The 20,395-nt window shown below is 53.1% G+C and carries 18 protein-coding genes; 10 read left to right on the top strand and 8 right to left on the bottom strand.

Annotated features, from left to right (window positions below; genetic code table 11):
* Positions 1-81: 81 nt before the first annotated feature.
* The 3 genes from GA0061071_RS10545 to hslJ all read left to right on the top strand — a co-directional run bounded on the left by GA0061071_RS10545 (position 82) and on the right by hslJ (position 1,918).
* Positions 82-267, top strand: coding sequence for a hypothetical protein (locus tag GA0061071_RS10545; RefSeq protein ID WP_061496116.1), 186 nt, complete (start codon positions 82-84; stop codon positions 265-267).
* 134 nt (positions 268-401) lie between these two features.
* Positions 402-1,391 (top strand): 2-hydroxyacid dehydrogenase, encoded by a 990-nt coding sequence (locus GA0061071_RS10540; protein ID WP_061496118.1) that lies wholly within the window; start codon positions 402-404, stop codon positions 1,389-1,391.
* 107 nt (positions 1,392-1,498) lie between these two features.
* Entirely contained in the window at positions 1,499-1,918 is a 420-nt protein-coding gene (gene hslJ / locus GA0061071_RS10535; RefSeq protein WP_061500051.1) for a heat shock protein HslJ, read from the top strand.
* Here hslJ and GA0061071_RS10530 read toward each other — a convergent pair.
* A complete protein-coding gene (locus GA0061071_RS10530) occupies positions 1,915-2,184 on the bottom strand; it encodes a putative hemolysin (RefSeq protein WP_061496120.1) in 270 nt (89 codons plus the stop codon). The genes hslJ and GA0061071_RS10530 overlap by 4 nt on opposite strands.
* Positions 2,185-2,480: 296 nt before the next feature.
* On the opposite strand from GA0061071_RS10530, the gene nifJ reads away from it, so the two are divergent.
* From nifJ to ttcA, 3 genes are all read left to right on the top strand, one after another.
* The gene (gene nifJ / locus GA0061071_RS10525; protein WP_061496122.1) at positions 2,481-6,005 is read left to right on the top strand and encodes a pyruvate:ferredoxin (flavodoxin) oxidoreductase; all 3,525 of its coding nucleotides are present in this window, start codon (positions 2,481-2,483) and stop codon (positions 6,003-6,005) included.
* A gap of 124 nt (positions 6,006-6,129) precedes the next feature.
* A complete protein-coding gene (locus tag GA0061071_RS10520; protein ID WP_061496124.1) occupies positions 6,130-6,342 on the top strand; it encodes a KTSC domain-containing protein in 213 nt (70 codons plus the stop codon).
* 167 nt (positions 6,343-6,509) lie between these two features.
* Positions 6,510-7,445: a tRNA 2-thiocytidine(32) synthetase TtcA gene (ttcA, locus tag GA0061071_RS10515; protein WP_061496126.1), complete on the top strand. Its 936-nt coding sequence runs from the start codon at positions 6,510-6,512 to the stop codon at positions 7,443-7,445.
* Positions 7,446-7,488: 43 nt separating this feature from the next.
* Here ttcA and dbpA read toward each other — a convergent pair whose 3' ends face one another.
* From dbpA to GA0061071_RS10500, 4 genes are all read right to left on the bottom strand, one after another.
* A complete protein-coding gene (gene dbpA / locus GA0061071_RS10510; RefSeq protein WP_088237620.1) occupies positions 7,489-8,862 on the bottom strand; it encodes an ATP-dependent RNA helicase DbpA in 1,374 nt (457 codons plus the stop codon).
* Positions 8,863-8,924: 62 nt separating this feature from the next.
* Positions 8,925-9,074 carry a proline-rich small protein YnaL gene (gene ynaL, locus GA0061071_RS23460; protein ID WP_167352643.1) on the bottom strand — a complete coding sequence of 50 codons (150 nt, stop codon included), beginning with the start codon at positions 9,072-9,074 and terminating at the stop codon, positions 8,925-8,927.
* A 275-nt stretch (positions 9,075-9,349) separates the two neighbouring features.
* Positions 9,350-10,333: a zinc transporter ZntB gene (gene zntB, locus GA0061071_RS10505; RefSeq protein WP_061496130.1), complete on the bottom strand. Its 984-nt coding sequence runs from the start codon at positions 10,331-10,333 to the stop codon at positions 9,350-9,352.
* 144 nt (positions 10,334-10,477) lie between these two features.
* Entirely contained in the window at positions 10,478-11,659 is a 1,182-nt protein-coding gene (locus tag GA0061071_RS10500) for a methyl-accepting chemotaxis protein (protein WP_061496132.1), read from the bottom strand.
* A gap of 455 nt (positions 11,660-12,114) precedes the next feature.
* On the opposite strand from GA0061071_RS10500, the gene GA0061071_RS10495 reads away from it, so the two are divergent.
* Both GA0061071_RS10495 and GA0061071_RS10490 read left to right on the top strand, forming a co-directional pair.
* A complete protein-coding gene (locus tag GA0061071_RS10495; RefSeq protein WP_167352648.1) occupies positions 12,115-14,250 on the top strand; it encodes a putative bifunctional diguanylate cyclase/phosphodiesterase in 2,136 nt (711 codons plus the stop codon).
* A gap of 96 nt (positions 14,251-14,346) precedes the next feature.
* A complete protein-coding gene (locus tag GA0061071_RS10490; RefSeq protein ID WP_088237622.1) occupies positions 14,347-15,567 on the top strand; it encodes a GGDEF domain-containing protein in 1,221 nt (406 codons plus the stop codon).
* Between the two features lie 68 nt (positions 15,568-15,635).
* On the opposite strand, the gene GA0061071_RS10485 is transcribed toward GA0061071_RS10490, so the two are convergent.
* Both GA0061071_RS10485 and GA0061071_RS10480 read right to left on the bottom strand, forming a co-directional pair.
* Positions 15,636-15,824, bottom strand: a complete 189-nt coding sequence (locus GA0061071_RS10485; protein WP_061496138.1) for a YdiH family protein — start codon at positions 15,822-15,824, stop codon at positions 15,636-15,638.
* 439 nt (positions 15,825-16,263) lie between these two features.
* The gene (locus GA0061071_RS10480; RefSeq protein WP_088237623.1) at positions 16,264-17,880 is read right to left on the bottom strand and encodes a peptide ABC transporter substrate-binding protein; all 1,617 of its coding nucleotides are present in this window, start codon (positions 17,878-17,880) and stop codon (positions 16,264-16,266) included.
* 187 nt (positions 17,881-18,067) lie between these two features.
* On the opposite strand from GA0061071_RS10480, the gene mpaA reads away from it, so the two are divergent.
* Positions 18,068-18,781, top strand: coding sequence for a murein tripeptide amidase MpaA (gene mpaA / locus GA0061071_RS10475; RefSeq protein ID WP_061496142.1), 714 nt, complete (start codon positions 18,068-18,070; stop codon positions 18,779-18,781).
* On the opposite strand, the gene ycjG is transcribed toward mpaA, so the two are convergent.
* Positions 18,772-19,737, bottom strand: a complete 966-nt coding sequence (gene ycjG / locus GA0061071_RS10470; protein WP_088237624.1) for an L-Ala-D/L-Glu epimerase — start codon at positions 19,735-19,737, stop codon at positions 18,772-18,774. The two genes, mpaA and ycjG, sit on opposite strands and share 10 nt — an antisense overlap.
* Positions 19,738-19,854: 117 nt before the next feature.
* On the opposite strand from ycjG, the gene tpx reads away from it, so the two are divergent.
* A complete protein-coding gene (gene tpx, locus GA0061071_RS10465; RefSeq protein ID WP_061496146.1) occupies positions 19,855-20,361 on the top strand; it encodes a thiol peroxidase in 507 nt (168 codons plus the stop codon).
* The last annotated feature ends 34 nt before the right edge of the window (positions 20,362-20,395 follow it).

The following is a 20,395-nucleotide window of genomic DNA, read 5'->3' as shown; positions in this document are numbered from 1 at the left end:
CTTTAATAATACGCTGACTGTTGCATTTTCAGTAGCGCAAGCAGATAGTGCCGACGTTTCATTTATTTATGGATGTTGATTATGTTTACCAAAGCGTCACTGATTCGTGGTTGGTTTGCCGGAGCCACGGTTTTTACCTGTTTCAGTCTGGGCAGTTATGTCGGTGAACAGGACTTCCACGGTTCGAAAATCCCCTGGCTTATCAGCGTGTTTATTGCATTTTTCATCTGCTGGGGCGCGCGCAGTTCACTCAGACATCTCCGTTAAGGATGACCCCGGTTCAGCCGTTATACTGAATTCAGGCAAATTAACCCTACCTGGCATTATCAATTAAATTTGAATGTTTACATAATAATTTTAAAACGTGATAATAAGGGTAGTAAACCATTGGAGAAAGTCTTATGAAACTCGCGGTATATAGCACAAAGCAATACGATAAAAAGTATTTGCAGCATGTTAACAAAGATTATGGCTACGAGCTTGAATTTTTCGACTTTCTGTTAACCGAGAGGACGGCGAAAACGGCCAACGGCAGCGATGGCGTCTGTATATTCGTTAACGATGACGGTAGCCGCCCGGTGTTAGAAGAGTTGAAGAAACACGGCGTGAAGTTTATCGCTCTGCGCTGCGCCGGTTTTAATAATGTCGATTTAGAGGCAGCCAAAGAACTGGGCCTCCGGGTAGTGCGTGTCCCCGCCTACTCGCCGGAAGCCGTTGCAGAACATGCCATTGGCATGATGATGGCGCTGAACCGCCGTATTCACCGTGCCTATCAGCGCACACGTGATGCTAACTTCTCTCTTGAAGGTCTGACCGGTTTTACCATGTACGGCAAAACCGCTGGCGTGATTGGCACGGGCAAGATCGGCGTTGCCGCATTACGCATTCTGAAAGGGTTTGGTATGCGGCTGCTGGCGTTTGATCCGTACCCGAGTGAAGCCGCGCTGGAGCTTGGCGTCGAGTATGTCGACCTGGAAACCCTGTTCTCCCAGGCGGACGTGATCTCCCTGCACTGCCCGCTGACGCCGGAAAACTTCCATCTGCTTAACCGCGCCGCCTTTGCGCAGATGAAAGATGGCGTAATGATCATCAACACCAGCCGCGGCGGCTTGATTGACTCGCAGGCGGCGATTGATGCGCTGAAAACGCAGAAAATCGGCGCGCTGGGAATGGACGTGTATGAAAACGAGCGCGATCTGTTCTTTGAAGATAAGTCTAATGATGTGATTCAGGACGACGTTTTCCGTCGTCTGTCGGCGTGCCATAACGTGCTGTTTACCGGCCATCAGGCATTCCTTACCGCCGAAGCGCTGATCAGCATTTCCGAAACGACGCTGGAAAACCTGCGCCAGTTACGTGACGGCGAAACCTGCCCGAACGCACTGGTCTGATTGCTGCGCCCCTCAGTACGGGGGCGGCTTTAAGAAAATCCCCGATGACACACCAACGCGGCCTGATACACTGCCGCGTTTTGATGGAAAAGCCCTTAGAGGACGAGATGAAAAAGATCATGACCTTAGTGGCACTGAGCGCGGTGCTTTCTGGCTGCGTCAGTTCACGCAGCGATACCCTGAAACCAGAGCAACTGGCGAACCAGCGATTTGTGCTGGAAACCGTTAACGGCCAACCGGTGCAGTTAACCGGGCAACTGCCGGAAATCAGTTTTGATAAGGACTTACGTGTTTCCGGCAAAATGTGCAACGGCTTTACCGGCCAGGGGAAACTCTCCGGCGGCGAGCTGACCGTTAAGCATATGGGTATGACCATGATGTTGTGTGCAGAGCCGCAGCGCAACGAACTGGATCACACCATCAATGAGCTTCTCAGCAACGGTGTGCAGGTAGATCTCACCAACAATCAACTGACGCTGGCGACCGCCAATCAGTCTCTGGTCTATAAGCGCGCGAACAAAGCTTAGTAGCTGCCGCAGCTCCCGGTGGCAAGCGCCTGTTCGCTACAACGTTTGCCATTGGGTAATGCGCACATACCAACCATCGTGCCGTCGAGCTGACGTGCTGCAGATAATGCACCGCCAACCATTGCGCAATTCGCCTGTCCACCGCTCGACATCGCAGCTTTAAGCCCCGGCGCAACATGCGCGGCAGTGGCTTGTTGAACAGGTTCATTACTACTGCACGCCGACAACAATAACGCGGCACATCCTACCCAAAACGCAGCACGCATTTCTCTTCCCCTTGCCCAAATGGAATTGGCTCTTATTAACGCGAAACCCATGCATGATAGGCAGCGCAGCGCAATACGTCGAGAGCTGAAATGCGTATTTATGCGACCTGAGTACATTTTTTGCGATTTATTGACACTGCAACGCCGGTGAATAGAACAATTCATTGATTAGCGTTATGTCTGAGGACACAAAAGCGAAAATTGCGCGGCAGGCGGTTTGCTAAAATAGAAGAATAATTACAGGACTCGTCGCTGTTATACGCGTCCCTTTTATTTTAGCAATGTAAGGATCGTCTATGATCACGATTGACGGTAATGGCGCGGTCGCCTCCGTTGCGTTTCGCACCAGTGAAGTTATCGCCATTTATCCCATTACCCCCAGCTCAACCATGGCTGAACAGGCGGATGCCTGGGCGGGTAACGGTCTGAAAAACGTCTGGGGGGACACGCCCCGGGTGGTGGAGATGCAGTCTGAGGCAGGTGCTATTGCCGCCGTGCACGGGGCATTGCAGACCGGCGCGCTCTCCACCTCGTTTACGTCATCGCAGGGCTTACTGCTGATGATCCCCACATTGTATAAGCTGGCCGGGCAACTGACGCCGTTTGTGCTGCATGTCGCTGCGCGCACTGTTGCTACACATGCATTGTCTATTTTTGGCGATCATTCGGACGTCATGGCCGTCCGCCAGACCGGCTGCGCCATGCTGGCCGCCAGTAGCGTACAAGAAGCACAGGATTTCGCGCTGATATCGCACATGGCGACCCTCAAAAGTCGCGTCCCTTTTATTCATTTCTTTGATGGTTTCCGTACTTCACACGAAATCAATAAGATCATGCCGCTGTCGGATGACACGATCCGCAGTTTGCTGCCGCAGCAGGAAATCGATGCACACCGCGCACGTGCGCTGAATCCGGAACATCCGGTGATCCGCGGAACCTCGGCAAATCCGGACACGTACTTCCAGTCCAGGGAAGCCACCAACCCGTGGTACAACGCGGTGTATGCACATGTTGAACAGGCGATGAACGATTTCGCTGCTGCCACGGGCCGGCAGTATCAGCCGTTTGAATATTACGGACATCCACAGGCCGATCGCGTAATGGTACTGATGGGTTCCGCTATTGGCACCTGCGAAGAAGTGGTGGATGAACTGCTGACGCGCGGCGAAAAAGTCGGCGTACTGAAAGTGCGCCTGTATCGCCCCTTCAGCGCCGCGCATTTGCTCGCTGTTTTGCCGGAAAGCGTGCGAACCCTTGCCGTGCTCGATCGCACCAAAGAACCCGGTGCGCAGGCGGAGCCGCTGTACCTCGACGTGATGACCGCCCTGGCGGAAGCCTTTAATAATGGCGAGCGCGAAACGCTGCCGCGCGTGATTGGCGGTCGCTATGGTTTGTCGTCGAAAGAGTTTGGCCCGGAATGCGTACTGGCCGTGTTCAACGAACTGCGCGCCGCCAAACCCAAAGCCCGCTTCACTGTCGGTATTTATGATGATGTAACAAACCTGTCGCTGCCGCTGCCGGAGAACACCCTTCCCTCACGCGCCAAACTGGAAGCCCTGTTTTACGGGCTGGGCAGCGATGGCAGCGTCTCGGCCACCAAAAACAATATTAAAATTATTGGCAACGCCACGCCGTGGTATGCCCAGGGTTACTTTGTCTACGACTCGAAAAAGGCTGGCGGACTGACGGTCTCGCATTTGCGCGTCAGCGAGCAACCCATCAATTCCGCCTACCTCGTGTCACAGGCGGATTTTGTCGGTTGTCATCAGTTACAGTTTATTGATAAGTACCTGATGGCCGAACGCCTGAAACCAGGCGGCATCTTCCTGCTGAATACACCTTACAGTGCAGACGAAGTATGGGCGCGCCTGCCGCAGGAAGTCCAGGCGGTGCTGAATCAGAAAAATGCTCGCTTCTATGTCATTAATGCGGCAAAAATTGCCCGCGAGTGCGGTCTGGCGGCGCGTATCAACACCGTAATGCAAATGGCGTTCTTCCATCTGACCCATGTGTTGCCGGGTGATAGCGCGCTGGCGGAACTGCAAGGGGCCATTGCCAAAAGCTACAGCAGTAAAGGCCAGGAACTGGTGGAGCGTAACTGGCAGGCGTTAGCGCTGGCGCGCGAGTCGTTGTTCAACGTTCCGCTGCAAGCCGTCGACCCGACCAGCGCACATCGTCCACCGGTGGTTTCTGATGCTGCGCCAGACTTTGTGAAAACCGTGACCGCCGCCATGCTGGCCGGTCTTGGCGATGCGTTGCCGGTCTCCGCTCTGCCGCCGGACGGCACCTGGCCGGTGGGCACGACCCGCTGGGAAAAACGCAATATCGCCGAAGAGATCCCCATCTGGAAAGAGGATCTCTGCACCCAGTGCAACCACTGCGTCGCCGCCTGTCCGCACTCGGCCATTCGAGCCAAAGTGGTGTCACCGCAAGCAATGGAAAATGCACCCGATAGCCTGCATGCATTGGACGTGAAATCCCGCGATATGCGTGGGCAGAAATACGTCTTGCAGGTGGCGCCGGAAGATTGCACTGGCTGTAACCTGTGCGTTGAAGTGTGCCCGGCGAAAGATCGCCAGAACCCGGATATCAAGGCCATCAATATGATGTCGCGCCTTGAGCATGTTGAAGAAGAGAAAGTAAATTATGATTTCTTCCTCAACTTGCCGGAAATCGATCGCAACACACTGGAGCGCATCGATATCCGTACCTCGCAGCTGATTACGCCGCTGTTTGAATACTCCGGTGCCTGTTCTGGCTGCGGTGAAACACCGTATATCAAGCTGCTGACGCAGCTGTATGGCGACCGGATGATGATCGCCAATGCCACCGGTTGTTCGTCGATTTATGGCGGTAACCTGCCTTCCACGCCTTATACCACCGATGCCAATGGCCGCGGCCCGGCATGGGCTAACTCGCTGTTTGAAGACAATGCCGAGTTCGGATTGGGTTTCCGCCTTAGTGTCGATCAGCATCGCCAGCGTGTTATGCGACTGGTCGATCAGTTCGCTGATGCCCTTCCGGCGGAGCTGAATGAGGCGCTGCATGCGGATGCCACACCGGAGGTCAGACGCGAGCAAGTTGCGCAATTACGCACAATACTGGCGAATGTCGCTGGCGCAGAGCAATTGCTCAGGGATGCCGATGCGCTGGTTGAGAAATCGATTTGGCTTATCGGTGGCGATGGCTGGGCCTATGACATCGGTTTTGGCGGTCTGGATCATGTAATGAGCCTGACCGAAAACGTCAATATTCTGGTGCTGGATACCCAGTGTTACTCCAATACCGGCGGTCAGGCCTCCAAAGCCACGCCGCTGGGTGCGGTAACCAAGTTTGGCGAGCACGGGAAACGTAAAGCGCGGAAAGATCTTGGCGTCAGCATGATGATGTACGGCCATGTCTATGTCGCGCAGATTTCGCTCGGCGCACAGCTAAACCAGACGGTGAAAGCCATTCAGGAAGCAGAAGCGTACCCAGGCCCGTCGCTCATCATCGCGTACAGCCCTTGTGAAGAGCATGGATATGATTTGGCACTGAGCCATGATCAGATGCGCCAGCTTACTGCCACCGGCTTCTGGCCACTGTACCGCTACGATCCGCGCCGTGAAGAGGAAGGTAAAATTCCGCTGGCGTTAGATTCCCGCCCGCCATCTGACGCACTGGCGGAGACGCTGCTGAATGAACAGCGCTTCCGTCGCCTGAACGCACAACAGCCGGACGTGGCGGAGCAGTTGTGGAAAGATGCCGCGGTTGATCTGCAAAAACGCTATGACTTCCTGGCGCAACTGGCCGGAAAAGCGGAGAAAAATCAGGCGGAGTAACCGCCAGTGTGTAAAAAGCCACCGGTTAACGCCGGTGGCTTTTTTAACGCACGGATTTCACATGACAGCGGCATGAATGCTGACTAATAATCAGCATTCATGCCACCTGCAAGGAGCGACGTTTATGCATCATCATTCCGTTACATCGTCACGAATCGCTTCTGTAGGTTATGACAGCCTGAACCGCATCCTCGAAATTCGTTTTCATGACAACAGCATTTACCAGTATCGCGACGTACCGGAACGTATTTTCTCGGTGTTTTTAACGGTGGTGTCCAAAGGTCGCTTTTATGATGGCGTGGTTAAGGGCAAATTTCCGGAAAAGAAACTCGCCTGAAAAAGGAGCAGCCAGACTATCACGCGGGCTCCACCCCGCCTTCTTTCCCACAGTGTGATAAAAGTCTGCCTCCGGCGCAAATCATTGCTACAATCCTGCCCTAATAGCGTATGTCTGTCAGCGGTGCCGTACCGGCTGGCGCTAAAAACCGGAATTGAGCCTTTTTCATGTCGCAAAATCAAGAAATTAACAAAAAAGAACAATACAACCTGAATAAATTGCAGAAACGTCTGCGTCGTAACGTGGGCGAAGCCATTGCTGACTTCAATATGATTGAAGAAGGCGATCGCATCATGGTCTGTCTTTCCGGCGGTAAAGACAGCTACACCATGTTGGAGATCCTGCGCAATCTGCAACAGAGCGCGCCGGTCAACTTCTCGCTGGTGGCGGTGAACCTCGACCAGAAACAACCCGGTTTTCCGGAACATATTCTGCCGCAGTATCTGGACACGCTGGGTGTTGAGTACAAGATCGTCGAAGAAAACACCTATGGTATCGTTAAAGAGAAGATCCCCGAGGGGAAAACCACCTGCTCTCTCTGCTCCCGTTTGCGTCGCGGTATTCTGTATCGCACCGCGACGGAACTCGGCGCGACCAAAATCGCGCTGGGACATCACCGTGACGATATCCTGCAAACGCTGTTTTTGAATATGTTCTATGGCGGCAAAATGAAAGGCATGCCGCCTAAATTGATGAGTGATGACGGCAAACATATCGTGATCCGCCCGCTGGCTTACTGCCGCGAAAAAGACATTGAGCGTTTCTCGCAGGCCAAAGGGTTCCCGATCATTCCTTGTAACCTGTGCGGTTCGCAGCCGAACCTGCAGCGTCAGGTGATTGCCGATATGCTGCGCGACTGGGATAAACGCTACCCAGGCCGGATTGAAACCATGTTCAGCGCGATGCAGAACGTGGTGCCGTCGCACCTGAGCGACATTAATCTGTTCGACTTTAAAGGTATCAACCACGACTCTGAGGTGGTCAACGGCGGCGACCTGGCGTTCGATCGCGAAGAGATCCCGTTGCAGCCCGCAGGCTGGCAGCCGGAAGATGACGACGCGCAACTGGACGAGCTGCGACTTAACGTTATTGAGGTGAAGTGATCCTCTGGCCTCTCTGATGTGTGAGTCAGAGAGGCTTTCCGATTTACTTCAGTAACCGCACACGGCAGGCCTTGCCTTTGATTTTCCCGTTCTGCAACTGTTTCCATGCCTGGCGCGCCACGCTCTGGCGTACTGCGACGTAAACGTGAGCCGGATGGACGGTGATTTTACCGATATCCTCGCCGTTTAACCCCATATCTCCGGTCAGTGCACCGAGCACATCCCCCGGACGCATTTTGGCCTTTTTACCGCCGTCAATGCACAGCGTCGCCATTTCCGCTTCAAGCGGGGCGATCCTGACATTTGACGGAGCAGTAAGCCAGTTCAGCTTCAGTTGCAGCATTTCGCTGAGAATGTTCGCGCGCTGCGCCTCTTCCGGCGCGCACAAGCTGATGGCAAGACCGCTATTTCCCGCACGCGCAGTACGACCAATGCGGTGAACGTGGACTTCCGGATCCCACGCCAGCTCATAGTTGACCACCAGCTCAAGCGATTTAATGTCCAGGCCCCGCGCCGCCACATCGGTGGCGACCAGCACGCGAGCGCTGCCATTGGCAAAACGCACCAGCGTCTGGTCGCGGTCGCGCTGTTCCAGATCGCCATGCAGAGCCAGCGCATCCTGCCCTGCGCCATTCAGCGCATCACACACCTCCTGGCAATCTTTCCGGGTGTTGCAGAACACCACACAGGATGCGGGCTGATGCTCGCTGAGCAGTTTTTGCAGTAGGCTAATTTTGCCGTGACGAGAGACCTCAAAGAATTGTTGTTCAACCGCAGGCAGCGCATCGACAGTGTCGATTTCGATTGTCTCAGGATTGCGCTGTACCCGACCGCTGATTGCCGCTATCGCTTCTGGCCAGGTAGCGGAAAACAACAGGGTTTGACGTGTGACCGGCGCAAAGCGGATCACTTCATCAATGGCGTCGCTGAATCCCATATCCAGCATCCGATCAGCTTCATCCATCACCAGTGTTTGCAGGTTATCCAGCGACACGGTGTTTTTTTGCAGGTGATCCAGCAGACGACCGGGCGTGGCGACAATAATGTGCGGCGCATGCTGCAACGAATCACGCTGTGCGCCAAATGGCTGCCCGCCGCACAGTGTCAGCACTTTAATATTCGGCATGAATCGCGCCAGACGACGCAATTCGCTGGCAACCTGATCGGCCAGTTCGCGCGTCGGACAAAGGATCAGCGACTGCGTCTGAAAGCAGCTGGCGTCAATATGCTGCAACAGGCCCAGGCCGAACGCCGCTGTTTTACCGCTCCCGGTTTTTGCCTGCACGCGTACATCTTTTCCGGCGAGAATGGCTGGCAGCGCGGCGGCCTGTACCGGTGTCATGGTGAGATAGCCCAGTTCGTGAAGGTTAGCGATCTGGGCTGCGGGCAAGGTATTCAACGTTGAAAAAGCGGTCACAGTATATTCTCGTGGTAAAAGGCTTACGTTCAGCAGGCGCGTATCCTCTCAGATCTACCCGGTTAACGCGACAACTTAATCGGTTCTTCATCCGGCGGCGGGTCTGGCAACGGCTGCGGACGCGGGATCGGATCGGGAACCGGTACCGGGTCGACCGGGATCGGGTCGGTGGGTAAAGAGTTCGCGGGATGCGTTAAGGTAAGATGCGACATATTGACCTCCATAAAGGACAGGTGACACCTTAAAGGTAGAAGCTCATGGCGCGGAGGCAAAAAAAAAGCCGACTCATTAAGTCGGCGTCGTACGAATCAATTGTGCTATGCAGTAATTCAAAAAAGGAAGTAAGACAATATGGAGCGCAACGCCCATCGCTTGACGTTGCATTCACCTGCGAGATAAATATTGCCTTGAACAGGTATGTCATATATTGACCTGGCGCAAGTTACATGGCGTTTTTATGTTCAATTTTTGTTAAAAACGTTAAATTTTACAGCCAGTTACTGCGCCGCAACCACCAGGTAACACCCCCGATCAACACGACCAACATCAGGCAGAATATGGAGAAGCCAAGGTGCCAGCCACCGCCGGGAATACCCCCCAGGTTTACGCCAAAAAGTCCGGTCAAAAACGTGCTGGGCAAAAAAACCATCGCCATTAACGACATGGTATAGGTTCTGCGCGCCAGCGACTCCTGCATCACCTGAGTGATCTCATCGGTCATGACTCCCGTACGCGCAATGCAGGCATCGATTTCATCCAGCCCACGGCCTAACCGGTCTGCAATATCCTTCATTCGTTGGCGCTGATCGTCGTTCATCCACGGCAAACGTTCACTGGCGAGACGGGCAAAAACATCACGTTGCGGCGCCATATAACGGCGCATCACAATCAATTGCTTGCGTAACAGTGCCAGAATACCGCGCGGCGGAATTTGCTGGTCGAGCAGGTTATCTTCAAGATCGATAATTCGGTCGTGCAGCGCCTCGATAAACTCACTGGCGTGATCGGTCAGTGCATCGCAAACGTCAACCAGCCAGCCGCCGCAGTCAACAGGTCCGGTACCTTCCTCAAGTTCACTAACAACATCATCCAGCGCCAGGACTTTGCGCTGACGTGTCGAGACAATCATTCGCTCGTCCATATATAAACGTACGGCCACCAGCTGGTCTGGTCGCTCATCGGTGCTGCCATTGATGCAACGCAGCGTGATAAGCGTCCCCTCCCCCATGCGGCTCACTCTGGGCCGCATACTTTCGCCCGACAACGCATTGCGCACGCTGTTCGGCAGCACTGGCGTCGATGCCAGCCACTGGGCGCTCTCCGGATTCGTATAATTGAGATGCACCCAGCACGGCGTACGCTGAGTAATGACATCATCATCTTCCAGCGGTTTTACACCGCCTTTTCCGTCCAGTAGCCATGCAAAGACGGCGTCCGGCACTTTTACATCGGTTCCTGTTATGGCTTCCACAGCGCCTCCACAATCAACATGGTGTTGTTTGTCAGTCTAGCCGTATGGAAACGTTAAGCAATCATCACGCTGAATTTGTTAACAAATTTTTTCACAAAACAAAAAAGCCCGGTTACCCGGGCCTGTCTGACAGCACAGCTCTTCTCAGAACGAGTGCCAGAAATGTTCCTGATTACCCACCGCAGGTACAGCTGCCGGTATCGGATCAAGCCGTTTCTCCACCGGAGGTGTCGCCACTGCGCGCCCTCCCGCCTCCAGGCGGAACTTGCCGGTACGGTGCTGTAACTCTTCAACCTGATGTTTCAGGACATCGGAAGAACCTGCCAGCTCATCAACCATGGTCACGTTGCTCTGCGTGACCTGTTCCAGTTCAGCCAGCGCCAGCGTAATTTGTGAAATACCTTTCTCTTGTTGCAGAGTGGTAACGGCTATCTCATCCATCAATTTGCTGACCACGCTGGCCCCGGAAACGATGTCATGCATATTCTTCTCTGCTTCGCCCACAACCGCAGCACCTTGCGTCACGTTGTTGGTCGTTACGGCGATCAGCGTCTTGATGTTTTTCGCGGCTTCAGCGCTGCGATGTGCCAGATTGCGTACTTCCTCCGCCACCACCGAGAAACCTTTGCCATGATCGCCAGCCCGTGCGGCCTCGACCGCTGCGTTCAACGCCAGGATATTGGTCTGGAATGCAATACCGTCAATCAGGGAGATGATTTCTGTCATCTGATCGGCGCAGTCGGTAATAGATTGCATATTCTGCGCCACCTGGCCCATTAACGTCCCCCCTTTAAGGGCACTTGCGCTCGCCTCTTTTGCCCGGCTACTGGCCAGGCGGGTATTGTCGGCGTTATTTTTGGTACTGGAAGCCATCTCCTCCATACTGGAAGCCGTTTGCACCAGAGACGCAGATTGTTGCTCGGTCTTCACGGAAAGCTCTTCGCTGCGGGTGGCCAACTGCGCCGACAGATCCAATGCAGCATCCGAAGAGGAACGAATTTCTTTGACCAGTGCTGCAATGCTGCGGGCAAGACTGTTGATGCCGGGAATCAATCGCCCGGCGCAATTATTACCGAATTCCGGAATAACAATAGAAAGATTTCCGGCGGTTACCGCTTCAATACTTTTTTTGACGGTATTAATTGGCGTGACCAGGTAATATGTCATATATAGCCACAATAACCCCAGGGATGTCAGTGAAACGACGCTGGTTGCAGCAAACAAAACACTATTTTTTGAGATAACGATCACTAACAATTCAATAATTATGAAAGTCGTCATCAGGAATAAAATAATAAATGTTCTTACACTAATATTCTTTAACATAATGACACCAACGAAAACACCAGGAGGGGTTATGATCCTTATAGCATCCGGATTCCACTTTGACACGGTGAAATTGACGTAGCAAAATGTTCACCTTTTAATTGTCATGATTTCGGCTAATCCAGCACAATAAGCCTGAATCAGCGCCAGAAACCAGTAGTATGCATTGAATTGCGCTAAAAATTCCCGCCCTGCCTCTGAAATATATCATATAGAATTCATCACACTGGAGTTCATTTTTTCGGTTCAGCACGTTTAAATGCATTTAAATAATGCTTAAACGCTTCATTTTATTTAATGTTATTGCCCATCAGGTCGATTAATAAAGTAAGTTGCAAGGTGGGTTTAATTCGCACATGTAATAATAAAGCGAACGCGACCATTAATTTCATCAGGTTAGCTGCTAAAATTAGTGCCAGGATTAGCTAACAACTTTTGCCCGTGTGGATTGCATGATGCTCTATGTTTCGTGGGACCCCATTCTGATCGGCATCTCTTTTTTAGTGGCATTCATTGCTTCTTTTGTTGCATTGGATAGCGCCGGGAAAGTCATGTCATCTGAGCCGTGGATAGCAATGTTCTGGCGTGTTGCTGGCGGTGCCACGCTGGGCATGGGCATCTGGTCAATGCATTTTGTCGGGATGCTGGCAATGAAAATCCCTATGATGATGCATTACGACCTGCCGTTAACCATTCTCTCTTTCCTGGTTGCTTTACTGGCGGCGACACTGACCATCAATATTGCCGTAAGTAACAATCCCCTGTCTAAAAAACGTCTGCTGCTCGCCACACTGCTTCTGAGCACAGGCGTTGTGGCAATGCACAACCTCGGTATGGCCGCCATGATGGGGTTTGTGACAATTTACTGGAATGTCGCTCGCATCGTGCTATCCATCGTTATCGCTTTTTTCAGTGCAGGCGCTGCATTGTGGCTGGCATTCAGCCTGCGGCAGAATACACACAGCGTCTTTATTAACCGTGTTTTCGCTGCGTTTGTTATGGGTGTGTCGATTTGCGTCGTGCATTACACTGGCATGAGCGCCGCGACATTCAGTAGCGATGGCTCCGGGATCATTGTGCGCAGTAATGCACTGCATCTGATGAGCGCGGGCGTAGGCGAACTGGGACTCTCGCTGTGGGTTGCCACCACGACGCTCGTGATCTTCGGCATTATGCTATTTATCTCGATGATTGACTCTCAGCTACGCACATCCCGCCTGACCAACAGCTTGCGCCAGTTGAATCAACAGCTGGAAAAACAGGCGTATTACGACGCACTCACCGGGCTGGCGAACCGTATTCAGCTCGATCTCCTGCTGGAGAACTGCCTTAACCGCGCAAAAGACGAGCAGACCACCTTTGCCCTGATTTATATGGATCTGGATCGTTTTAAACTGGTAAATGATGCCTGGGGACACCATATCGGCGATCGGTTGTTGGTGGCCGTTGCCACACGGCTTTCCGCTTGCCTGAGTCAAAAAATGTCGCTGGCGCGTCTTGGCGGCGATGAATTCATGTTGCTGGTACCTGACACCAGCGAAGCAGAGATTGAGACGTTGATACGCCGTATGGTCACGACAATACAGCATCCTTTCTATGAACTGAGCCATGTTATTAATGTCTCGCTCAGCGCCGGCGTAAGCTACTTCCCCGAGCACGGTAAAACAGCGCACGAACTGAAATTAAAGGCCGACACCGCGATGTACAGCGTTAAGCAGGAAGGACGCAACGGGTGGGCGGTCTATCACACGGCTATGGCGCAAAAAACCGCAGAAGCCCCTCTCTTTTTACAGGATCTGTCGCAAGCGCTATCACGAAATCAGTTTGAGCTATGGTATCAACCGCAATACACCGCCCCGGGTCATACACTGTGCGGTTTCGAAGCGCTGTTGCGCTGGCGTCATCCGCAGCATGGGATTTTGCTGCCGGGCGTGTTTTTGCCGCTGCTGGAAAAAACCGGGTTAATTATTTCCGTTGGCCACTGGGTCATTGATGCTGCCTGTCGTCAGTTGCATCACTGGAACAATCAGGGGTTCACGCAGCTTAAGCTGGCAATCAACCTCTCACCCACGCAGTTTGAACAGCACGACATTTACGATCTGATTGCAGACTCGCTGGCGCGTTATCATATCGACCCGGCGCAGTTAACACTGGAAGTGACGGAAAACACGGCACTTAAAAATATCGATCGTAGCGTGCAGTTATTGAACCGTTTTTCGCAACTGGGGATCACCGTGGCTATTGATGATTTTGGCACCGGTTATTCCAATATGTTGATGCTGAAAAAACTCCCCGCGACAGAGCTGAAAATCGATAAAAGTTTTGTGAAGGACATTCGTGATAATAGCCGTAATGTCAAAATCGTCTCGACCATTATCGATATTGCTCACTCCATGAATATGCATGTAGTGGCGGAAGGCATTGAAACACAGGAACAACATGCGCTACTGACTCACCTGGGATGTTCGTACATGCAGGGTTTTCTTTTTGCCCGTCCCTTACCTGTTGAAAAAATCTCAGCGCTGCTCCATCAAAAAACGTTTGCGTTATCACTGGAATGTTCAGAGTCGTCACAAAAAAAACCTGCATAACACCTTATTTTTCAGGTATGTTGCAATAAAGTAATTGCATTGCCGCGATGATATGTCTGTTGCAACCTGGCAACATGTGCGATACGGGGAGTAACGATGCTGAAACATCACCTGGAAGCCCTGGATATTCTTGATACCCCAGTGTGGGTGGTTATCCCTGACACAGAAACGTTGCTGTTTGCCAATAAAAAGGCGAAAAAGCTGTCGGCAGGCCGCACACTCAGTGAAATGCGTAATGGAACTTATTCGGCCTATGCACAACACAGCCTGTCAATGTATCTGCCCGGTTTGCAAAATCAGGATGAAGTGGTCGAAATCTGGAGCATCGGCCCTGTATCTGAAGAGACCAGCCTCAGTTGCCGGGCGTCGCTGCGTGAACTGGAGGATGTTGGCGACGTTCTGATCTTCGAAGGGATTTACGGACTGACGCCCACGATCCCTAAAACCAGTCGTGCTGCGGCTTATCAGTCGCGTAAACAAGGCTTTTACGCTCGTTTCTTTTATACGACTTCCGCCCCCATGCTGCTTATCGATACGGCCCGCGATGGCAGAATCGTTGATGCCAATCTCGCTGCACTCCATTTTTACGGCTACGATCGCGAAGAGATGTGCCAAAAACATACCTGGGAAATCAACACACTTGGGCGCAGCGTTTTGCCGATTATGTCGGAAATATCCCGGCTGCCGGGTGGACATAAGCCATTGAATTTCATTCACCAGCTTGCAGATGGTTCCACGCGGCACGTTCAGACCTACGCCGGGCCGATTGAGATTTACGGTGAGCGGCTGATGCTGTGCATCATTCACGATATTACTGAGCAAAAGCGCCTTGAACAGGAGCTGGAGTACGCCGCACACCGCGATGCGCTGACCGGTCTGCTCAATCGTCGACAGTTTTACCACTTCGCAGAACAAAACCAGACGGGTTCACCGGATTTCTCTTTACTGCTGGTGGATACCGATCACTTTAAACATATTAACGATCAGTTCGGGCATCAGCGCGGCGACGAGGTACTGATCGCCCTGGCGCGTACGCTTGAAGCGACCTGTCGTACCGATGATCATGTGTTTCGCTGGGGCGGTGAGGAGTTTCTGCTTTTACTGCCCAACACATCCCTTGATGTCGCATTAGCGGTGGCGGAAGCGGTGCGTCAGGCTGTGGCGAGTATCACCATGCCGGGTCTGCCGGGCCTCACTGTCAGCATTGGCGTTGCTTGTCATCTGCCAGATGAAAGCCTGGATGAACTGTTTAAACGGGTGGATGAAGCGCTGTACCGCGCAAAGAACAATGGCCGTAACCAGGTGCTTGCCGCCTGAGTGCAGGCAAAATAAAAGCGCCCGTTCTGCGGGCGCATCTTTTTGCTGAATGACAGCTTTGCGTTAAATTAGTGGATACCCAGCCGCCAGGCAAAATCGATCTCTTCTTTGAGTTCCGTGTGCGACAGCGTAAGCAAATCCTCGAACTCCAGCCTGAGCTGTTTGAGTTTTTTTAAGTACTCAGCTGGGGTCAATGCGCTTTTGTCACGACGCAGATACTCAATAGCCAGTCGGGTCGGGTCTAATTCACTCTCCATAATGTCCTCGTAAGTGATGAAAACCTCACCACTATAGCACAAATGTATGCTTGTTTTTTGACCAAAATCGTAAAGACGGCGGCTTTACATCAGCAAAAAGGCGGCAAGAAGCAGCAAACGCATCACCCGCACGAAAAAAGGGTTGCAGCATCAAATGATAAAGATTATCTTTCTCAACAATCAATACCTGAGTGAATCAGTCAGGTATTGATTACGACATTGCTCACATTGCTTCCAGTATTTTTTGCCCGCTCAATGAAGCGGGCTTTTTTTACTGAAGGAACAAGCAGATCGCCGACGTTAACGCTATCGCCTCCTTATTTCCTCCATTGTGCCTTCACATTCCTTAAGTAAAATTAATGGACTCCTGCTTAGACAGGAACCATTCCGTAATCAATGAGTTTCCCCTTACTTCCCGTGATGTAAGGGGATTTTTTTGTCAGTGTTTCAGCAAATACATCGTGCGCGTATAGGCAACATCTTCCGGGTTATTAATCGGGTAACCCTTGAGCCACGGTTTGATCAAACGCCCGTTGCTGTACTGATAGATTGGCGCAATCGGCGCTTTCTCCGCAATGATATGCTCCGCCTCGTTATAATCCGCATTACGCGCTGTGGCGTTGGTCTCCTGCGACGCCTGGTTAAGCACTTTGTCGTAACCTGCATCGTTGAAACGCGCAATATTGCTGCTGCTGGTAGAGGTCAACACGGAGAGGAATGTTGACGGTTCATTGTAGTCTCCTACCCATGATGCGCGGATCACGTCAAAATTCCCGCTGTTGCGGCTATCAATGTAGGTTTTCCACTCCTGATTCTGCAATGTCACCTCTGCGCCAAGATTCTTTTTCCACATCGATGCCACCGCGATGGCGATTTTCTGGTGATTCTCGGAGGTGTTGTACAGCAGGGTAAGTTTCAACGGTCTCTGTGGCCCATATCCGGCTGCCTGTAGCAGCGTTTTCGCCTGTGCGTTGAGCTCCGCCTGGCTCATGTGTTCAATCTGCGACGGTTGCGGTTCAAACCCGGCTGTTACATCGGGTGTAAAACGCCAGGCTGGTTTTTCTCCAGTGCCAAGCACTTTTTCCGCCATGATCCGTCGATCGATGGTCATGCTCAGCGCCAGACGCACGCGGGCATCGGCGGTTGGCCCTTTCTGGGTGTTAAACGCGTAGTAATACGTCCCCAACTGCGGCGGCGTATAGACCTGCCCCGGAATGTCTTTCAGCAATTTTTGATAGAGGTTTTTCGGAAACGACTCGGTAATGTCGATATCGTTCGCCAGATAGCGTTTTGTGGCGGCAGACTCCTGGTTGATCGGCACAAAGGTCACCTTCTGGATCACCGTTTTGCCATTATCCCAGTACTGTTTATTGGGTTGGAGCACCAGTTTCTCATTGACCACACGATCGGCCAGCACATACGCCCCATTCCCCACCAGATTACCCGGACGCGTCCACTCTGCACCGCTTTCAACATTGGCCTTCTGAACCGGGTAGAACGCGAAACTGGCCGCTAGACTGGGGAACCATGGCAGCGGTTTATCCAGTTGCACTCGTAGGGTGTGCGCATCTACTGCACTGACACCAAGCTGGTCCGGCGTCATTTTACCGTCGGTCACGTTTTTAGCATTGGCAATCCCCGCCAGGGCGGCGAAACCGGCGAATGGCGAGGTGGTTTTTGGGTCGACAAGCCGCTGCCAACTGTAAACAAAGTCCTGCGCAGTGACCGGGGTGCCATCGGACCACTTCGCATTATCACGCAGCGTGAAGGTCCAGATACGGTTATCGCTGCTTTGCCATTTGGACGCCACGCCTGCAACAATTTCGCCCTTCTCATTCTGGTTAACCAGGCCTTCATACAGATCGCGGATCACCTGAATTTCCGGCAGGCCGACCGCTTTGGCTGGATCCAGCGTCGCCGGTTCATCTTTGATATGCCGAACCAGCTCCTGTTTTGCCGCCAGTTGCGTACCTGGCGGCACATCTGCGGCCAGTGAAACAGAAGAAAAACCGCACAGCCAGAGCGCGCAGCTCAACATAGAAAGTCGATGCGTCATAGGATCCCCTTGTGATGTGTCATTCCCGGCGAAAGATTAGGTAATTATTTGTTTTAAAACGAAGGAATGCAAACAGCGAGAGGAGAAACATTGATGATGGACAGCAATTTAACCGGCGTGGCATGATTTGCCTCGCCCCGCTTTATGTTTACACTTGCTCTAAGGCCACCACAGAAAAAGGATGCTTATGTCTGCCACACGACCACGTCCGCAGCGCGGCGCGTTTGCCCACCGTAGTGAAGAGTTTGGCCGCTCACAGCTGGGGGCACCGTTACTCTGGTTCCCTGCGCCGACGGCAACCCGCGAAAGCGGCCTGATCATTGCCGGGACGCATGGCGATGAAAACGCCTCTATCGTGACGCTCTCCTGCGCTTTACGCACGCTGGCCCCCGAGCTGCGCCACCATCATGTGGTGCTGGCGGTCAATCCAGACGGTTGCCAGCTTGGTTTGCGGGCCAACGCGAGGGGGGTCGATCTCAATCGCAACTTCCCAGCCGCGAACTGGAAAGCGGGCGAGACGGTTTACCGCTGGAACAGCGCAGCAGAAGACCGCGATGTGGTGTTGTTAACCGGCGATTCGCCCGGATCCGAGCCCGAAACCCAGGCGTTGTGCCGGTTGATTCATCGCATTCACCCCGCCTGGGTGGTCACTTTCCACGATCCGCTGGCCTGCGTGGAAGACCCACGAGAAAGCCCCCTTGGGCAGTGGTTATCTGCCCGTTTTTCTCTCCCGCTGGTGACCAGCGTCGGTTACGAAACACCGGGGTCATTTGGGAGCTGGTGCGCAGACATTGACCTGCACTGCATCACTGTTGAATTCCCACCGATCTCCGCCGATGACGCCAGCGAAAAATACCTCGCCGCGATGACAGCGTTACTGCACTGGGATCCTCAAAGGTGAAGCTCACCGGTGGTAAAGCGTAATGCCGGTTCGACATCCACCGCCAGCCAGGTGGGGCCATCGAGGTCGGCAAATCGCACCCGGTTTGCCAGCGGCAGCGCCGCGCTGATGGCGCGCGAGGTACAGATCATGCAACCCAGCATCAGCTGAAACCCTTGCTCAACTGCCGCATCGGCCAGCGCCAGCGCTTCGGTCAGCCCACCTGCTTTATCAAGCTTGATGTTCACCATCTCATAGCGCCCCTGTAACGCGGGCAGGCTTGCTCGCGTGTGGCAACTCTCATCCGCACAAATCGGCAGTGGATGAATAAAGTTGGCAAGCACATCATCTTTACCGGCGGGGAGCGGCTGTTCGAGCATCGCCACGCCGAGATCGGCAAGAAGCTGGCACCGTGCCGCCAGACCTTCGCTATGCCAGGACTCGTTTGCATCAACGATCAAGGTGGCGTTGGGTGCCGCGGCACGGATCGCCACCAGTCGTTCACTGATCAAATGATCGTCGAGCTTCACTTTCAGTAATTGCGCTCCCTTTTCGCATAGCGCAGCTGCACTGGCAGCCATCTGCTCCGGCGTACCAATCACGACGGTTTGCGCCGTTACGAGGGTGTGCGGCAGGGTGACACCCATGTAATCCACCAGCGCCATCGTCGCTTTACGTGAAGCGAGATCCCACAGCGCGCAATCCACCGCGTTTCGCGCAGCACCTGCGGGCAGCAAGGTTTGCAGATCATCGCGGGTGAGACGATTTTCCAGTTGTGGCGCGATGGTCATGATTTGCGCCATCACCGAGGCCTCGCTCTCCCCATAGCGTGGATAGGGTGTACATTCCCCCACTGCTTTGATGCCATCTTCTTCCAGTTCCACCACCACCACGCGCGCTTCGTTACGGGAGCCACGCGCAATCACAAACGGTGTATGCAGCGGCCAGGTTTCCTCATACACTTTAACGGTTCGCATTCCTCACTCCTCTGCTGCACTGTAAACCAGTATAGATACGAAAATTGGTTTGCCGTGTTCTCTGCGGATGACATACACTATCGATGACGTTAACTATTTGTAAACAGGAAGATATCTATGTCACAACTCGTTCATTTCCAGGGCAACCCGGTTCCCGTTGCCGGCGCGATTCCCCAGGTTGGTAGCAAAGCCAAAGCTTTCACTCTGGTGGCTAAAGATCTGTCCGACGTCACACTGGCGCAGTTCGCTGGCAAACGTAAAGTGCTGAACATTTTCCCGAGCATCGATACCGGCGTGTGCGCAGCTTCTGTCCGTAAATTCAACCAGTTAGCGACCGAAATGAACAACACGGTCGTACTGTGTATTTCTGCCGATCTGCCGTTTGCCCAGTCCCGTTTTTGCGGTGCTGAAGGCCTGAGCAATGTCATCACCCTTTCTACGCTGCGCAGCGAATCGTTCCTGGCGGACTATGGCGTGGGCATCTCCGACGGCGCCCTGAAAGGCCTGGCCGCTCGCGCAGTTGTCGTCATTGATGAAAACGACAACGTTGTGTTCAGCCAGTTGGTGAATGAAATCACCACCGAGCCAGATTACGCGTCCGCGCTGGATGTGCTGAAAGCCTGATCTGCTCCTGATGCATTAAAAAAAGCCTCCATTC

It is taken from the genome of Kosakonia oryzendophytica, from assembly GCF_900094925.1.
GTDB classification, from domain to species: Bacteria; Pseudomonadota; Gammaproteobacteria; order Enterobacterales; family Enterobacteriaceae; genus Kosakonia; species Kosakonia oryzendophytica.
Note: the sequence above shows the minus strand (reverse complement) of the source record. Positions and strands in the feature narration are given on the sequence as shown.

Bases quoted from the DNA above. Each gene is read 5' to 3' on its own strand.
- GA0061071_RS10520 (WP_061496124.1), top strand. From the start codon at position 6,130: ATGCATCATCATTCCGTTACATCGTCACGAATCGCTTCTGTAGGTTAT.
- GA0061071_RS10495 (WP_167352648.1), top strand. From the start codon at position 12,115: ATGCTCTATGTTTCGTGGGACCCCATTCTGATCGGCATCTCTTTTTTA.
- nifJ (WP_061496122.1), top strand. From the start codon at position 2,481: ATGATCACGATTGACGGTAATGGCGCGGTCGCCTCCGTTGCGTTTCGC.
- GA0061071_RS10480 (WP_088237623.1), bottom strand. From the start codon at position 17,880: ATGACGCATCGACTTTCTATGTTGAGCTGCGCGCTCTGGCTGTGCGGT.
- GA0061071_RS10500 (WP_061496132.1), bottom strand. From the start codon at position 11,659: ATGTTAAAGAATATTAGTGTAAGAACATTTATTATTTTATTCCTGATG.
- tpx (WP_061496146.1), top strand. From the start codon at position 19,855: ATGTCACAACTCGTTCATTTCCAGGGCAACCCGGTTCCCGTTGCCGGC.
- GA0061071_RS10490 (WP_088237622.1), top strand. From the start codon at position 14,347: ATGCTGAAACATCACCTGGAAGCCCTGGATATTCTTGATACCCCAGTG.
- GA0061071_RS10545 (WP_061496116.1), top strand. From the start codon at position 82: ATGTTTACCAAAGCGTCACTGATTCGTGGTTGGTTTGCCGGAGCCACG.
- GA0061071_RS10530 (WP_061496120.1), bottom strand. From the start codon at position 2,184: ATGCGTGCTGCGTTTTGGGTAGGATGTGCCGCGTTATTGTTGTCGGCG.
- mpaA (WP_061496142.1), top strand. From the start codon at position 18,068: ATGTCTGCCACACGACCACGTCCGCAGCGCGGCGCGTTTGCCCACCGT.
- ynaL (WP_167352643.1), bottom strand. From the start codon at position 9,074: ATGTCGCATCTTACCTTAACGCATCCCGCGAACTCTTTACCCACCGAC.
- GA0061071_RS10485 (WP_061496138.1), bottom strand. From the start codon at position 15,824: ATGGAGAGTGAATTAGACCCGACCCGACTGGCTATTGAGTATCTGCGT.
- hslJ (WP_061500051.1), top strand. From the start codon at position 1,499: ATGAAAAAGATCATGACCTTAGTGGCACTGAGCGCGGTGCTTTCTGGC.
- GA0061071_RS10540 (WP_061496118.1), top strand. From the start codon at position 402: ATGAAACTCGCGGTATATAGCACAAAGCAATACGATAAAAAGTATTTG.
- ycjG (WP_088237624.1), bottom strand. From the start codon at position 19,737: ATGCGAACCGTTAAAGTGTATGAGGAAACCTGGCCGCTGCATACACCG.
- ttcA (WP_061496126.1), top strand. From the start codon at position 6,510: ATGTCGCAAAATCAAGAAATTAACAAAAAAGAACAATACAACCTGAAT.